Source organism: Kurthia populi (assembly GCF_042686175.1).
In the GTDB taxonomy this organism is placed as follows: Bacteria; Bacillota; Bacilli; order Bacillales_A; family Planococcaceae; genus Kurthia; species Kurthia populi.
Genome location: NZ_JBHUOR010000016.1, coordinates 1 through 16,453 on the forward strand (window position 1 = coordinate 1; position 16,453 = coordinate 16,453).

Annotated in this window: 12 protein-coding genes; 7 read left to right on the forward strand and 5 right to left on the reverse strand. The window is 39.8% G+C overall.

The features are described 5' to 3' along the window. On the forward strand, positions 1–652 hold a 652-nt coding region (locus tag ACFSY7_RS02450; protein WP_380146691.1), incomplete at its 5' end, for an IS3 family transposase. 169 nt (positions 653–821) lie between these two features. Here ACFSY7_RS02450 and ACFSY7_RS02455 read toward each other — a convergent pair. From ACFSY7_RS02455 to ACFSY7_RS02475, 5 genes are all read right to left on the reverse strand, one after another. Then, complete coding sequence (locus ACFSY7_RS02455; RefSeq protein WP_380146692.1) at positions 822–1,298, reverse strand: DUF1641 domain-containing protein; 477 nt, start codon at positions 1,296–1,298, stop codon at positions 822–824. Continuing rightward, positions 1,298–4,243 carry a formate dehydrogenase subunit alpha gene (gene fdhF, locus ACFSY7_RS02460; protein WP_380146693.1) on the reverse strand — a complete coding sequence of 982 codons (2,946 nt, stop codon included), beginning with the start codon at positions 4,241–4,243 and terminating at the stop codon, positions 1,298–1,300. Before fdhF ends, ACFSY7_RS02455 begins: the two co-directional genes overlap by 1 nt. Positions 4,244–4,366: 123 nt before the next feature. Next, complete coding sequence (locus ACFSY7_RS02465) at positions 4,367–5,902, reverse strand: M4 family metallopeptidase (RefSeq protein WP_380146694.1); 1,536 nt, start codon at positions 5,900–5,902, stop codon at positions 4,367–4,369. A gap of 442 nt (positions 5,903–6,344) precedes the next feature. Beyond that, on the reverse strand, positions 6,345–7,406 hold the full coding sequence (locus ACFSY7_RS02470) for a hemolysin family protein (protein WP_380146695.1): 1,062 nt from the start codon (positions 7,404–7,406) through the stop codon (positions 6,345–6,347). A 41-nt stretch (positions 7,407–7,447) separates the two neighbouring features. Next, the gene (locus ACFSY7_RS02475) at positions 7,448–8,773 is read right to left on the reverse strand and encodes a hemolysin family protein (protein WP_380146696.1); all 1,326 of its coding nucleotides are present in this window, start codon (positions 8,771–8,773) and stop codon (positions 7,448–7,450) included. A gap of 335 nt (positions 8,774–9,108) precedes the next feature. On the opposite strand from ACFSY7_RS02475, the gene ACFSY7_RS02480 reads away from it, so the two are divergent. The 6 genes from ACFSY7_RS02480 (at position 9,109) to ACFSY7_RS02505 (ending at position 16,380) form a co-directional block, all read left to right on the forward strand. Then, entirely contained in the window at positions 9,109–9,801 is a 693-nt protein-coding gene (locus ACFSY7_RS02480) for a class I SAM-dependent methyltransferase (protein WP_380146697.1), read from the forward strand. Further along, positions 9,802–10,155 (forward strand): acylphosphatase, encoded by a 354-nt coding sequence (locus ACFSY7_RS02485; protein WP_380146698.1) that lies wholly within the window; start codon positions 9,802–9,804, stop codon positions 10,153–10,155. Positions 10,156–10,224: 69 nt separating this feature from the next. Further along, positions 10,225–10,623: a hypothetical protein gene (locus ACFSY7_RS02490; RefSeq protein WP_380146699.1), complete on the forward strand. Its 399-nt coding sequence runs from the start codon at positions 10,225–10,227 to the stop codon at positions 10,621–10,623. A gap of 7 nt (positions 10,624–10,630) precedes the next feature. Next, positions 10,631–15,427, forward strand: coding sequence for a DUF4132 domain-containing protein (locus ACFSY7_RS02495; protein ID WP_380146700.1), 4,797 nt, complete (start codon positions 10,631–10,633; stop codon positions 15,425–15,427). A 64-nt stretch (positions 15,428–15,491) separates the two neighbouring features. After that, on the forward strand, positions 15,492–15,899 hold the full coding sequence (locus tag ACFSY7_RS02500; protein WP_222424345.1) for a VOC family protein: 408 nt from the start codon (positions 15,492–15,494) through the stop codon (positions 15,897–15,899). Then, on the forward strand, positions 15,892–16,380 hold the full coding sequence (locus tag ACFSY7_RS02505; RefSeq protein ID WP_380146701.1) for a DinB family protein: 489 nt from the start codon (positions 15,892–15,894) through the stop codon (positions 16,378–16,380). The genes ACFSY7_RS02500 and ACFSY7_RS02505 overlap by 8 nt, the downstream gene beginning before the upstream one ends. The last annotated feature ends 73 nt before the right edge of the window (positions 16,381–16,453 follow it).

The following is a 16,453-nucleotide window of genomic DNA, read 5'->3' on the forward strand; positions in this document are numbered from 1 at the left end:
GGAGCACGCCATTAGTAAAGGTACGGTGCAGCGTATTATGCGTGACAATGCGTGGCAGTGTATCGTCAAAAAGAAAAAATATCGTCACAAGTCGGGCAAGTCCGCTATCATCGCAGAAAATAAGGTGAAGCGTACATTCATGGCCGAAAAACCGCGTCAAAAACTCGTTACCGATATTACGTACTTGCCTTTTGGAAACAAATTATTGTATCTTTCAACAATCATGGATGTATTCAACAGAGAAATTATTGCCTACACAATTGGTGATAAACAGGATATCGCTTTCGTGTTGGATACGTTAAACCAGGTAGAAGATCTGCCGTCAGGTTGTCTGCTTCACAGCGATCAAGGATCGGTGTATACGTCGCATGAATATCAACAAGCGGTCAAAGAAAAAGGCATTATCATGAGCATGTCCCGTAAAGGCACGCCCGCTGATAACGCCATCATTGAAACGTTTCACGCCAGTCTAAAGTGCGAAACGTTTTATCTTGAAGGGCTTTTGAGAACGACAAATGACGTTGTCGTTCAAACCGTTCAAGCATACATCAACTACGATAATCATACTCGAATTTTGGCAAAGTTAAACCACCTTTCTCCAGTTGAATATCGGAAAAAGATGGTTCAACAAGAATTTGACGGCGACTCCTAGGGGAATAGCATGAGTGGAAGACCCCGCAGTGAGCTTGCGAGCGAGGCGGCTTCCGCCATGCCCCAGGAAAGCGTCCGTCAAATTTAGCTGAAAGAACGTGTCTTTTTCTTTGTCTCACTTTCGTGGGTCAGTTCCAAGTGCGATTCCTTCTTTTCTTTTTGTGTGAGGGCTATCTTGGTTTCTTTAAAACGCTACCGAGACTTTTTAAAATGACGAGTAAAAAGGTTACGGCCCGCCATGTATCAGGGTCCTTCATCAGCTTTAAGACGCGTAAAAGGGGATGACTTTTCTTGAAAGCAGGAGCTTCTTGTTGCTGTTGTTTTATATCTGATAAGAAGGCCTTCGTTCGTTCACCGTCAATGGAGGCGCCAATTCCTGCTAATGCCTGTACAAGTAAAATTAAATTTTGTGCAGGTTGCTTTTGTACTTGGTCTACGACAACATGGGTTACTTCAGTGCGTGCTTTTAGTAAACTATCAACAGCATCGAGGCCACCCATTTTTTCGAGTTGTTGCACAATGGATAAGACTTTTTTGAGTGCTTCTTCATTATGTGCGAGCTCATGTAGTAGATTGGCTATTTGTGCATCTTCAATTTGTTGTAGCGTAGGTTGTTTTAATTCGATTTTTTGAAGTGGTTTTGCCATTAATGATCACCTCCAAGGTCTGTTAGGGACTCATAATCACTACGTCGCCATTTTCGTTCGACTTCAACACCCATTTGTGGATGACGTTTGCGATTGCGTTGATTATTTTTAGGTAGTGGATTTTCATGTTTATCATGCAAAACTTCCATACGTACTTTTGTTTGTTTAAAGGCAGGTGTGTTCGTAAATTTATCAAACCCAGCGCCTGTTAACATATTAACCGCATGCTCGTTATTACGTGTATGCATTGGTAAGAAAATTTCATTTTGCTGTACGCGTGTTGTCACTAGCGCGGGTACTTTTACGCTACCAAATGGTGAAACGAGTCTTACCATCGTGCCGCTTTCGATATGGCGTTCTTTTGCTAATTCTGGTGATACTTCAACAAATGTCACTGGAAGACGTGTATTAAGACCATTTGATTTTCGCGTCATATTCCCTTCATGAAATTGTTCGAGTAAGCGACCATTATTTAAATGTAAATCATACTGTGCGTCATATTTCACAGGTTCAATCCATTCGTGAATGGCCAGGCGTGCTTTTTTATCCGGGAAATTAAAGCCGTCTGTATAAAGAAGTGGTGTACTTGCACCGTCATTACTACCCCAGAAGAAGCTACCCCAATTTGCGAGTACATCATAATTGGCCTGTGCAAATAATGGCGTAAGCGAAGCCATTTCCGCAAAAATTTGGCTTGGATGAGTATAGTACCAATCCCCACCAAGCGCATTGGCAAGCTGTTGTGTAATCCACCAGTCATATTTTGCATTGTCCATTTCAGGAAGTGCTTGATATAAACGTTGCACACGGCGTTCGGTATTTGTGAAGGTTCCTTCTTTTTCAAGGGAAGGGACCCCTGGTAAAATGACATCTGCATAGCTCGCTGTTTTAGAAAAGGTAATGTCTTGCACAATTAAAAATGGTAATTTACTTAGTAACTCATGTGCTTGATTTAAATTGGCATCAACAAGTGCCATCTCTTCCCCGACAACATATAAGGCTTGAATCGTTCCTTTTTCAATCCCTTCCACCATTTCAATATGATTGAGCCCTGGCTGTGGTGAAATCTCAACACCATAGGCCGCTTCAAATTTTTTACGTGCCTCGTCATCCGCTACTTTTTGATAACCAGGGAGCTGATTTGGTAATGTGCCCATATCAGATGCGCCCTGTACATTATTGTGTCCGCGTAGTGGGTAGGCACCAGCACCATGGCGACGATAATTTCCTGTCACAAGTAATAAGTTAGAAATCGCTGCGCTCGACATACTACCGCCGACATTTTGTGTAATACCCATCCCCCATAAAATACATGTGCCATCCGCTTCGTGAATCATGCGTGCAGTTTCGATTAATTGAGCTTTAGAAATGCCCGTTACTTCTTCTACATACTCGAGTGTATAAGGTGTCAGGCTTTCGTAGTAGGCCTCAAAATCATTTACATTTTCTGTAATAAAGGCTTCATCATGCCATCCTTGGTCGATGATATATTTTGTGACGCCCATCAGCCACGCTTGGTCTGTGCCTTGTTTTGGATGTAAATAGACATCTGCACGCTCGGCCATTTCATTTTTTCGTAAATCAGCTACAATGAGTTTTTGACCAAAGAATTTATGTGCTCGTTTTACGCGAGAAGCAAGAACGGGGTGCGCTTCGGCTGAATTCGCACCAATAATGATGACAAGTCCTGCGGATGCAATATCATCAATTGTTCCCGCATCGCCGCCCATACCTACTGTTCGGAATAACCCCTCCGTTGCAGGTGTTTGACAATATCGTGAGCAGTTGTCAACATTATTTGTTTCGAGAATTTGACGTGTGAACTTTTGAATCACATAATTTTCTTCATTTGTAATCTTCGAAGATGAAATAACCCCGATTGCATCGCTACCAAATTGCTCTTTTGTACGACGTAGCCCTTCTGCTGCAAAAGCAATTGCTTCTTCCCAGCTCGCTTCAACAAAGTGGTCGCCTTTTCGAATAAGTGGGGTTTTTAAGCGTCCTTGATCATTAACGAAGTCATAGCCGAATTTGCCTTTGACGCAAGTCGAAATTTGATTCACTGGTCCGTGCTTTGGCTCGATTTTTAAAATTTTACGGTCCTTCGTCCATACTTCAAATGAGCAACCAACCCCGCAAAATGTACACACTGTTTTAGTACGCTTAATTTGATTTTTACGCATATTGGATTCAATATCAGAAAGTGCAAAAATTAAGCTATAAGGTGGCTCGACATCTTTTATGACATCAATCATTTTATTTAGTAACGGACGTTCAATGCTTGTTAAGTAACCTGCTTCATCAAGCATTGACTTCTCTTGTAACGCATTGCAAGGGCACACAGTGACACATTGTCCACAGCCAACACATGAGGAATCATTAATTTTCACACCTTCATCCCAAATAACAAGTGGCCGGCTACGTTCCCAATTAATCGACAACGTTTCGTTTACTTGCACGGTTTGACAGGCTTCTACACATTGTCCACAAGCAATGCATTGATTGGGGTCATAACGGTAAAATGGGTGAGAATTATCGACAACCCGTCCATCAATTTTTGGCTCGAACGGATATTTTTGTTCCTCAATGCCCATCATTTCAACCGTATTGTGTAGTTTACAATTGCCATTATTATTTTCACAAACTGTACAATACAGCTCATGATTACGTAGGAGACGATTCATCGCTTCTACACGTGCTTCTTCAGCTTTTTCTGATGTGCGCTCAATCACCATATTTGCCTCCACAGGTGTAGAGCAAGTTCGTACAAGCTGTCCATTTACCTCTGCAATACACGTATCACAAGTTTGCGGTGTACTAAGTGGAGGTGTGTAACAAACTTGTGGGTGTTCAAGTGCTAAATCATTCAATGTATCGACAATTGTTTTACCGGTCGATACAGTATAGTGCTCGCCATCTACTACAATTTGAATCTTCTCTAGCATAAAATCCCCCCTCAAAAAGTCGTATGGTTTCTAATTCCCTTTAGAATATCGACGTAAACGATGGTTTTTAGCACATAAAAAAGAACTTCTTACTTTTTTGCAAGAAGTTCTTTTTGATAAATATTAGTTTGTAACACCAACTGCATTCCAAGCTTCTGTCACTGCAGCTGCTTCTGTTGCACCGTATAAATCAGTAGCTGATTGGACAAGTGCTTTTTTCGCATCTACAAATTGAGAGTTTGTCGTTAAGTATTGTGTAAGCGCGCGGTAGTAAATTTTTTCGGCTTTTACTTTACCGATTTTTTGAATGGTATTGTAGGCTGCTTTGTTTGGAATCCCACTATTGATATGAACGCCACCCCAGTCGCCAGCTTTTGTATTCGGTAAGTTTTGATAGTTATTCATATGCGCTGGTTGATCATATTTCGCTGGGTCTGATAAGCTACGAAGCGCATCTCCTGCAATTTTAGGTGTGTAGATATCCTCGCCCATTAACCAGTCATCTGGATCTACAAAATAACCAAATACATCAGAGAACGATTCATTTAAAGCGCCCGGCTGATTTTCATAAACAAGATTTGACGATGTTTCGGTTACCGCGTGTGTTAATTCATGTGCGATAACATCTTTTGCACCAGAAAGTTCAGAGAATGTGACACCATCACCATCACCGTAAATCATATACTGACCCGTCCACGCAGCATTATTATAATTTTTATCAAAATGAACTACGGATTCTACTGCAGCACCCTTGCCATTATAACTATCACGATTATGTGTATTTAAGTAATAATCATATACTACATCTGCATAATAGTGCGCGTCCACTGCTGCACGTTGTGTTGTCGTGTTAAATAATGTTGACGTGCTTGTTACCACATTTCCACGAGTTTGTGTTGTTTTTGCATCATATGTGATAATTTTTCCGGTATGTGTTGTATCTGTTAAACTATAGCCACCACTAATTGCTGAAATATTAATTGTTTTAGTGTCACCTTTTGTTCCGATTCCAGTACCTGTCGCTTCGTGTAAAATATTTTTCTTAGCGAGCACCTTGCCTGTTTGTGCATCGACTTGAATTTGCCAACGTGAAGGTGTTGGCTGTAAATAAATAAGTTCAACATTATAAACTAATTTATTTTTGTCTGCATTAATACCTAACTCTGCTTTATTGACAATGTCATGTCCTTCTAAATTTTTAACAGATTTTTTTGTTTGGCCAATTGCTTTAAAAGCCTTGTTAACTGCTTTGGATTGAGAAATTTTTTTGCTGTTATTAAATGAGACTTTAGGTGCATTAATGTCGCCGTTAACAAGTACTACTTTTTCATTGTCATCTACATGCACTTTGACCACTTGATTGTCTGCATATACCGAGTCCACTTTCGGTTTTAGCGTATAATGCTTGTAGTTTAATTCATCTTTTTCTACATCGACTACTTGATATTGCTCATAATTTTCACTTGCTTTGTTGTTACCTGGTAACTGCTGCAGTAGCGCTTTAGCATCGGCTTTACTCGTAACTTCCATTTTTGAAAAAGCCTTGTGCTCAGATGCATCAATCGTTTTTGTTGTTTGTGCTTGTGCAATTGTCCCCGTTCCTAGAAGCATAAGAAGGGAAGCAGCAACACCGGTTTTTACGAACTGTTTGTACGTCATTTAAACAACTCCTCGAAAATTATTAGAATATTAAGAAAATGATATTCTTGAAAATAAATACTAAATATTTATTAAGGGTTTGTCTAGTGTATTTTTACATTTTACTAAAAATAATCCAATTTACTTGGTTGGAATTAATAAGCTAATATACATAATTTTGTTCTGAATACCTATTCATTTCGAGTCTATAGTATGGAAAAATGTATAAAAAAAGAAAGGATACTAAAAATGAAATTAGAGAAGTAAAGGGGGCGTATTTTCATGGGAATATGTTGATTATTATGGAATGGAGTATATAAAAAAGGCGAGGGAATAAATCCCTCGCCTTTTTATATACAGTTGTTATCGCTAACCAAAGAGAATCATAACATATTTTTGATTTTTAATACGTAAAATGGTTGTTTTACCTCAAAAAAATATTTAAAACAGCGAATTTATGACATTACGCAATAGGGATTGTACCGTCCTCATCATCGTGCATATCTCCAACGATTTCACTTAAAATGTCCTCCATTGTCACAAGGCCAACTGTTTTATTTTGTTCGTCCGATACGAGCGCCATATGTGTACGTGTCTTTTGCATTTTAACAAAAACATCTTTAATCGACGTCGTATTTTTAAAACGAGGAATTTTATGAATAAAGTTATCGACTGGACTTGTGCGTCCCGCAGCAATGTCCGTCATCATTTCTTTTGTATTGATAAAGCCGATAAAAGTACTTTGTTTGCTATCACGATCCGTTATCGGGTAGCGTGTATAGTCATATTCCTCAATTACTTTCACCATTTCTTCAAGTGATTGATGCTTTTCAAGCGTGACAATATTTGCACGTGGAATCATAATCTCTTGTAGTTGTCGCCCATCAAATGCGAAAATATTTTCTAAATAGGCAAGCTCTGTTTGATTGATTTCGCCACCTTCATAACTTTGTGTGACGATTAATTTTAATTCTTCCTCTGAATAAACCGTATCATGACCTGCAGGCTTCACACCAAATGATTTTAATAGTAAGCGAGATGAACCATTTAATACTTTGATAAATGGACTCGAAACTTTACCAAACCAATACAATGGTGGAGCAAGTAACAGAGTCATGCGCTCTGCATATTGAATTGCGAGTGTTTTCGGTGCTAGTTCACCGAATACAACGTGCAGGAATGTGACAACACTTAATGCGATAACATATGACAGTGTTGTTGCAAGCGCAGCAGGAACTTCAAAGTGTACAAATAGCGGGTGAAGCATTTTTTCAACGGCTGGTTCACCAAGCGCCCCTAAAATTAACGCTGTTAACGTAATACCGAGTTGACACGCAGATAAATAATAATCTAAATCCTGCGCTACTTTTTTTGCAGTAATGGCTTTTTTATTGCCTTCTGAAATTAACTGATCGAGTCGTGAAATTCGCACTTTTAAAATCGCAAACTCTGCGCCTACGAAAAATGCGGTTAAGATGATAAATACGACAATCAGTATTAAGCTAATGATAATTGAACTGTCCAATTAGTCGGCTAGTCAAACTAGCCTTTTCACCTCCGAGATGATTAAGATTGTTCGTCTGTTTGTTCTAATTTATATTGGTGGAATGTGACTTCACGAATTTGATAATTGTCCATTTCAGAAACTGTCCAAATATGGTTTCCTTGTTTGAACTGATCTCCAACGTGCAGGACATCAACGTTTTTGTGCTGAAGCCAACCGCCAATTGTATCAATATCTTCGCTATCGTCAAACTCTAGGCCAAAACGTTCTTCTAGTTCGACCAGTAGTACACGACCATTAATTAAATAATCTTGTGCACCTAATGGACGGATATCATCGACTTCATCATCATCAAACTCATCGCGAATTTCGCCGACAAGTTCTTCTAAAATATCCTCCATTGTTAAAATACCAGCTGTACCACCATATTCGTCAATGACAATGGTCATATGCACTTTTTGCTTTTGCATTTTTAATAAGGCATCTTGTAGCGGGGTAGTTTCAACAATAAAAGGAACATCACGTACATATTGTTCAAGCGCTTCTTCACGATTTGTGACGATATGATTTAGCATTTTCTTGGCATTTACAACCCCAATAATCAAGTCTTTATCGCCATCTTTCGTGATTGGATAGCGCGTATAATTATGTTCATCTAAAATTTGGATAATCTCAGCGTAGCCCATTTCTTTATCGATTGTGATTAAATCTGTACGCGGTACCATAATATCGCTTGCGACGCGTTCATCAAATGAAAATACGTTCTCCAAGTATTGAAGTTCTGTCTGATCAATTTGGCCGCCCTGGAAGCTTTGTGCCATAATAATTTTAAGCTCTTCTTCTGAATAAGCTTGCTCATGACCAGCAGGTTGAACCCCAAACATACGTAAAATCAAGCGAGATGCGCCATTTAAGGCTTTAATAAATGGTTTCATAATTTTACCGAACCAATAAAGTGGTCCAGAAAGTTTTAATGAAAGTTTTTCAGCAAATTGAATTGCTAATGTTTTTGGTGCCATTTCACCAATTACGACGTGCAAGTAACTGACAATCGCTAATGCTAAAATATACGAAATTACATAAATTAAAACGTCTGGCACATGGACCCATTTTAAAAGAGGTTTCATCAATTCCTGCACGTAAGGCTTTGTAAAAGCACCTAGTCCGATTGATGTGACCGTAATCCCTAGTTGACAGGCGGATAAGTAATAGTCGAGGTCTGTTACAACTTTTTTTGCCACGATGGCCTGTTTATTACCATCTGCAATGAGTTGATCTAGTCTCGATGTTCGAATTTTTACAACAGCAAACTCCGACGCTACGAAGAATGCTGTAGCAGCAAGTAAAACGATTAATAAAATAATATTGGCTATTCCGGTTATGTCCAATCAGTTCCCTCAGCAATGAGGGATTCACCTCCAAATAATTTGAATTTTTAAAAAATAGTGAACAGCTCACATGTCGCTTTTATGGAAAGCGTGGCAGTGAATACAGTCACAATAATTGGGCTATAAGAAAATTATACGGAAAAGGTTATTTTGTCGCAATTATTTCATGTGAAATAGCAAAAAAATGTTTAAGAAAGTCTGAGGATATCGCCATATTTACAAAGAAAATATATGCTTTTAAAGCAAAATAGTTGCAAAATGACACTTTTTTTTCGTGACAGTAAAGGAGTTTCTTTATAAGATGCCGAACAACATAAGAAAAGGAGGTATGCATGATGACAAATCCATTTCAGTGGGAGCATCCAAAAGCTATGGATTACAATGACACAATTCGCCGTCGAATTATCGGCTACGATTTGATTTTTGAGCTAATGAAGGACTTAATTGATGCATCAATAGAGCAGCCAGAGCATATTACGATTGTTGGTGCAGGAGGAGGGCAGGAGTTAAGTACGTTATTGCCCTTATTACCAGCCGCGCATTTCAAAGCAATTGACCCGTCGAGTACAATGCTCGCGCTAGCTGAACAGCGACTGGTTGCCGAGGAATTGAGTGGGGATGTTGCGTATATTGAAGAGGAGTTAATAGCGATGAAGCTTGAGCCTGCTGATTTGGTGACATGTCATCTTGTCCTCCATTTTTTACCGACAGTGGCATTAAAAAAAGCATTACTTCATGAGATTGCCATGCATGTTAAAGTAGGTGGGACAGTTTATTTATCAAGTATCAATGGCGATTTAGAGGATGCAGCATTCCAACAAACGCTAACAGCTTGGGGGAAGGCGATGATTCGTAATGGGGTGAAAGAACACCAATGGCAGGCCTTTCGCGCATCGTTTGGTGATACACTAATGCCTATTTCAACAACGGAGTTACTTAAATTATGCGATGAAGAGGGCTTGCAGATTCGTCATGCATATTTTCGTGCCTATCATATTGAAGCATTTTGTTTAGAGAGGGTGAAGTAAGTGGGACGTTTAAGTAAATGGCGAGATGATTATATTGTCTGGCATGCCAATAGAGCACAATTACCGACATATTTTGAAGGGGAGCATTGTACGCAAAAAATTTGCTTTAGTGGACGCGTTCAAAATGTAGGCTTTCGTCTGGAACTTGCGACGCTTGCGAAGCGGTTACCACTCACTGGTACGGTGTATAATTTAGAAAATGGTGATGTAGAAGCGATTTTACAAGGGCCATCAACAGCGATTCATTATGTGATTGCACATATGCATCAGCTGAAACGTGCAAAAGTAAAAAAAATTACTTCTTACGAATTGTCACCGATTGCTGCTACTAAATTTGATATTACTCCCTCATAAAAGAGAGGGAGTTTTTTTCTGTTTAAAAGAGGGAAAAATGATAAAAATATGATGAATGGAGGGTGCATGATGGAAATTCTAGTACAACGAAAATCATTAGGGCGTTCGCGGAAACTAGAGCAGATGACGTATGAATTACCTGAAAAACCGCATACCTTACGCGAGCTTTTAACGATGCTCGTTCAAATAGAAGTATCAGCCTATAGTGAAGGAACACCACTACTTACCTTTATTACAGAGGACCAGCAACAAGACCTTAAAGCGACGGGATATGTTAAGTTTTTACCAGTTGCTGAACGCCCAGATGTAGACAACGCTCAAGCAATTGATACCATGCTACAAGCTTTTGAGGATGGCCTATTTAAAGTTTTACAAGGTAGCGATGTGTATAGCGCATTGGATGAAGAGATTCAGTGGAGCACAGAGCCCTGGACATTTATAAAATTAACTTTTTTAGCGGGAAGGTAGGAGCTGTATGGACAAGTGGCTAGTGATGGAGGAACAACTAAGAGATAGTGGGAATGTACAGTATTATGAGCTAGAAATTAGTTTTCGTAAGCTTGAAATTGAATCATTTGATGAATTACTCACTGGACGATTTTCGAAAATGCTAGAAGGTATGTTAGATAAAGCACGTTTTACAATCATGCAGCAAATCATGCAGCTATTACAAAAGTTACCGTATCAAAAAGGGCATATGCGTAGATCTTTCCGCGCGCCGAATAATCCGATGCTACATAATCATGCCATTATCGAAGTGATTCGGCTATTACTAGCAGGCTATGCCGTCAATATGAAAGGTGTCTATGAATCAACAGCGCGTATGACGTATGATAATGGGGCGAAATGTTATGTTAATGCGGATAATGAAATTTTAGCGCCAGCTGGAATATATAAGTATGCCCTTGCGTTACTTTTAGATGAAGAAGATGAGGAGACGATTGCCTTTGTCGAGGATGTTTTATGGAAAAACGGGGCACATCTTTTATTTGACTATGCGTTGATTCAGGCGATTATGATGTCTGAGAATGAGGAAATGTACAAGCTTCTGGCGAATGTATTCAAGGCTGCTCAAAATCAAGAAGGTGTACGTCAAGCCATCGTTGAAAATATTGATTCAGGCACATTTAAAGCACAATGCTTTTTCACAAAATTACTAGTAGAGAATGATTTTGTACGTTTTTCATCGGTTATCCGTGCAGTAGATGTGTGGTTTGGATTTGGCTATGAGGCGAAGGATAAGAAAAAGGTACAGCATATTTTAGAGTTTGTTTTAAAAGGGCTTAAAGAAGGGGAAGAAGTATTGCTTGAAAGTGATAATGCGCAGGAAGTGTATGTCGGACTATGGCTGATGGCTAGTCAAGATGTAGAGCTCGTTTTAAAACGTCTACCTTCATTATTAAAGCAGGCACCTCATATCCAGTATGTCACACTTTATGCGCTAAGTCAGTTAGGGATGCACCATGAGCTTGGTGAGCGTTTATATGATTATTTACTTGAAGCGGACACACTGCAAGCGTTTGCTCTTGCTTACCCGATGGTGGTAGGGGAATTACCGTATTTTAGTCGCTACTACAATTTCGACGCTACCAACCGATTGACAAGCTATCATGAAAATCATCCATGGCTCATGCGCCGCTCAAAAGAGCTTTTAGCAAAACTAGAATTAGTAGAACAACAAATTAATGGAGAAGATTGGGTGAGTGACCATGCACCGTTTCCATTTTTAGCTGTCCAATTAAATAAAGGAAAGCTCCGTCGTTTAAAGACCGCACTCTTTATTACCTTGAAAGATGATGTGGCGCTTGAAGAAGTTGCGGCACAGGTTCCCAAATGGGCTGTAGATGACCGTGCTTATTTTTATCATATTGTTACAGTCTACAAGCCAAACCTTTCGTTTATTTTACAAGCTTTAAAAGACCGTAGCAGTGCAACGCGTGAAGATGCGCTTGATATGCTCGATGCATATGCCTTTCCACTTGTGGAATTTGCAGATGCAGCGGAAACGCTTTTAAAACAAAAGTCTGGCACGATGCGTCAGGCAGTGATTAAGCTACTCAAAAAACAGCCACTTGAAGACATTAAGCGCTATGCAAGTCATTTATTAACGAATAAAAATGAAATGATTCGCTTAGGCGCACTGGAGTTACTTGTTGAAATAAAAGATGATATTCAAGTAGGGCCATTTATTGCACAGCTACCAGAGCCAACTGAAAAGGAGCAACATTTCCTGTCACTGCTTGAAGAGGAGACTGTAGAAGAAGCTGAGCTACCACCAATTGTCTTTAGCTTTGAATTTGATAAGTCCGTTCCATTTACATTAAAGCAGTTTGCTCACTATGATCTTAAAAAATTACGCGAAAAATTTGGTCACCTACAACAAGTGATTGAGCAGTATGCAAATGAGACGTATGAGGTAGAAATGTATACAGGAACGACTGAAACGAGGCTCATTGGCAATAATTTAACGCGTGAACACGGGCAGGATTATGATTTTTATTCTATCGATGGCTTACCGCTTGCAGAAGTTTGGACGACAGCGCTAAAGGATAGTCAATTGACATCAACAGATTTATATATTTATTACACATTCCAAGCAATTGCACGTAACTTCCACTTTGCCCGAAATACGGAAGATATCGCCTTTAATGAACAATTTTTAGCTGGCTTAGACCCTGAGAGTGCTTTTCGTGAGCTACGACAAGGACTCTATATGCAGCAAATTAGTACGCTACTAGAATTTAGTGTGCAGCGTGGTGAGGGACCACTTCAAAAAGAGCTACGGGCACATTTTGATGCACCGATTCCGTTTTCGACATTTGCCAATGGCTTAGTGCTAGATTATATTACACAGGCAAAAGGTAGCGATTTTGTTAATACCTATTATGAGGGAAGTTTGTCAAAGAGCCGAGAAGTGACCTTTATTCGAAGTCTTATTGCTGCGGTTGATCGACAACTTTATTATGGAAGAGAGCTTGCACAATTACTTTATACAAATCAGCAGTTAGACGAAGCACCAGAAATGGCATTTGAACATCTCTCGCAGCATAATTTCCTTTTCGCGCATGAGTTGGATATGGTTCTTCCCGCACATTTACGCTATTTTATCAAGCACAAGTATTACCGTCTGTTGGACCTCGAGTATTCTAAAAAGGAAATTGCTGTGAGTAAAAAAGCGGATGAGGTGCGCGCTTGTGTACATGAGATAAGCGCGGATGTAATCGCTGGAGAAATTGCACGCGGTGATTTGGAAGCGCCTTTAACAGGGTTAGTGTCATCTCTTGGCAGGATTTATGGTATCGATTACTTTGTAGCTATTCTAACGGCATTAGGTGATGAAAAGTTAAGTCGTAACTATGTTTATTCAGCAAGTGTTCGAAAGGATAGCTTGTCGATGTTACTAGAGAAGACACAACCAGATACAGAAGAGGCAAAGGAATATGTTTTTAAAGCACTGGAAAAAGCGCAGTTTACAGATGAACGATTAATTGAGGCAATGCTTTATAATACGACATGGCTTCCACTCCTTAGTGAATTTGTCGGCTGGAAAGGGCTCGCGAATGTTGCCTGGTATTTTGTGGCGCATACATCAGAGTATTCGGATGAATTTGAAAAGGCTCACATGAAAGAATATAGTGCCATTGAGGCGGATGAATTTGAAGATGGCGCATTTGATCGGCATTGGTTTTTAACAGCTTATGATGAAATTGGACCTGAGCGCTTTGCGATTGTTTATGAGGCCGCAAAATATAGTGCATCTGGTGGGAATCATCGTCGAGCACAAATGTATGCGAAAGCGACACTTGGTGAATTAGGTGGTGAAGAACTACGTAGTGAAATTGAAGCGAAGCGTAATAAAGATAAACTACGTGCCTATAGTCTGTTACCGGTTGATAAAGAACAGGTGACAGAACGTTATATGTATTTCCAAAAATTTGCGAAGGAAAGTAAAAAATTTGGTGCACAGCGTCGTGCAAGCGAGACGAAAGCTGCACAAATGGCTATTGCTAATTTAGCACAGCAAGTTGGTAGGGGGAATGTGAAGCAATTCATGTGGGAGATGGAGCTGTCTCAGTGGTTAACAAAAATTCAACCGTACTTCGAGCCAGTGGAAGTAGAAGATGTGACGCTACAGCTTGTACGAGAGGGCGAAAAAGTTGCGCTACAAGTTAGTAAACAAGATAAATTACTCAAAAATGTACCAGCGAGACTTAAAAAGCATCCGATTGTAATGGAAATTCAGGAAGCAAAAAAGGAAGCAACGGAGCAATATCGACGTGCGCGTAGCGAGCTAGAAGAAGCAATGTGTGAAGAAGCGGTCTTTGATAGTGACATCGTGAAGAAATTACTTCAGCATTCTTTATTACGGGAATTATTGACGCAACTTGTTTGGAAACAGGGGGAGCAGTTCTTCTATTTGACGGATGATTTTTATTCTGTCGAGCATAAGCAACTCCCAATTAGCGGACAAATCATGATTGCGCATCCAGCCCATTTTTACGCGGCTAAAAACTGGAGACAGTGGCAACATTTCGTTTATAACGAAGAATGGCAACAACCATTTAAACAGCTATTCCGTGAGTTTTATGTAGCGACTGCAGATGAGCTTGAGCAGATGAAAACAACACGTTTTGAAGGCCATCAAATCCAGCCGAAAAAAGCTGTTGCGCTTCTCCGTGAACGTAAATGGGAAATAGGGTACTATGAGCCGGTTCGTCAAATTTCTTATGCGTATAATGTAGTAACTTATTTGGATTTCACATATGATGACTATACGCCAGCAGATGTTGAAGCCCCTACAATTGGCACGGTTTATTTTGCAGAGCGTATGACAGGTAATGGTAAGAAAATCGAGTCGCTTTCGCCGGTTTATTTCAGTGAAATGATGCGTGATTTGGATTTAGTAGCGAGTGTAGCACATGTGGGTGAAGTGGACCCTGAGGCAAGTCATTCAACGGTTGAAATGCGTGCAGTAATTGCAGAGGAGGTTGCTTTATTATTTGGCTTTGACCATATTACAGTAAAATCGCCACATGTATTGATTGATGGCCAACTAGGTAGCTATAGTCTCCATCTTGGAAGTGGTCATGTACATCAGCAGGGTGGCACGATGATTCCAATTGCGACCATTCCATCGCAGCATCGCGGACGTGTCTTTTTACCGTTTGTTGATGAGGACCCGAAAACAGCAGAGATTATGGCGAAGCTCTTACTTTTTGCACAAGATGATCAAATCAATGACCCAAAAATTAGACAGTATATCACACAGTGAATATGTAAAAAATAGGGTATACTGTAAATAATACTATTTTTTTCGCTAAGTAGAGGTGACAGACGTGTTGCATCATATTGAAATAAATGTCTCAAATTTAAAAGAAGCCTTATCTTTTTGGCAATGGTTTTTAGCAGATTTAGGCTATGAGCTGTATCAAACATGGGAAGATGGCCAAAGTTGGAAATACGGGGAAACCTACCTCGTATTTGCGCAAACGCAGCCACAATTTCTAGATGCACCTTATCACCGAGGTCAAGTGGGGCTTAATCATTTAGCATTTCATGCAAAATCTCGAGCGCATGTAGATGATATGACAATAAAATTGCGTGCAAGAGGCGCGACAATTTTATATGAAGATCGTCATCCATATGCTGGAGGACCTGCTTATTATGCAGTGTTTTTTGAGGGACCTGATCGTATGAAGTTGGAGCTTGTCGCACCAGAAGGAGAGTTGTTAGAGTATGATTAATACATTAATAGAGCATCAACGCCTATCAATAACATTTGCAGAAACATTACAGCGTTTATCAGAGGATGATTGGCGCAGGAAGATTGCACCTGATAAATGGAGCATTGCAGAGATTATGGGTCATTTTCGTTTTTGGGATGCATTTTTATTAACGAAGCGTGTGCCATTCTTTTTCACGACACAGCAGTTTGAGCCGTCGCCAAATGTAGATTTAATCAATGAACAATCAGCGGCATATGCGCGTGTAACGGAAAAAGATAAAGTACTGGCAGAATTTATTATTCATCGTCAACAAATTGTCGAGCAGTTACTTCAATTTTCACCACAGCAGTGGGAAAAGATGCTTAAAATCGGTGATACAGAATTAACGGTTTTACACTATTTTATCATTTCTTCGCAGAATACCCCTCCCTCAAGGAACGTAGTGAGTAGGGAGGGGATGAATGCGAACCCAATGATTCTGCCAGTACTAATTTGTTGAAAAGAACATCTGTTCCTATTATACTATTCAAAAAAAGGAGGTGTCTGTCATGCCACATCAAGCGTATAAATTC

What these genes read in the sequence shown, in the direction of transcription:
- ACFSY7_RS02505 (WP_380146701.1), top strand. Translation starts at nt 15,892, where the DNA reads ATGATTAATACATTAATAGAGCATCAACGCCTATCAATAACATTTGCA.
- ACFSY7_RS02480 (WP_380146697.1), top strand. Translation starts at nt 9,109, where the DNA reads ATGACAAATCCATTTCAGTGGGAGCATCCAAAAGCTATGGATTACAAT.
- ACFSY7_RS02490 (WP_380146699.1), top strand. Translation starts at nt 10,225, where the DNA reads ATGGAAATTCTAGTACAACGAAAATCATTAGGGCGTTCGCGGAAACTA.
- ACFSY7_RS02465 (WP_380146694.1), bottom strand. Translation starts at nt 5,902, where the DNA reads ATGACGTACAAACAGTTCGTAAAAACCGGTGTTGCTGCTTCCCTTCTT.
- ACFSY7_RS02455 (WP_380146692.1), bottom strand. Translation starts at nt 1,298, where the DNA reads ATGGCAAAACCACTTCAAAAAATCGAATTAAAACAACCTACGCTACAA.
- ACFSY7_RS02495 (WP_380146700.1), top strand. Translation starts at nt 10,631, where the DNA reads ATGGACAAGTGGCTAGTGATGGAGGAACAACTAAGAGATAGTGGGAAT.
- fdhF (WP_380146693.1), bottom strand. Translation starts at nt 4,243, where the DNA reads ATGCTAGAGAAGATTCAAATTGTAGTAGATGGCGAGCACTATACTGTA.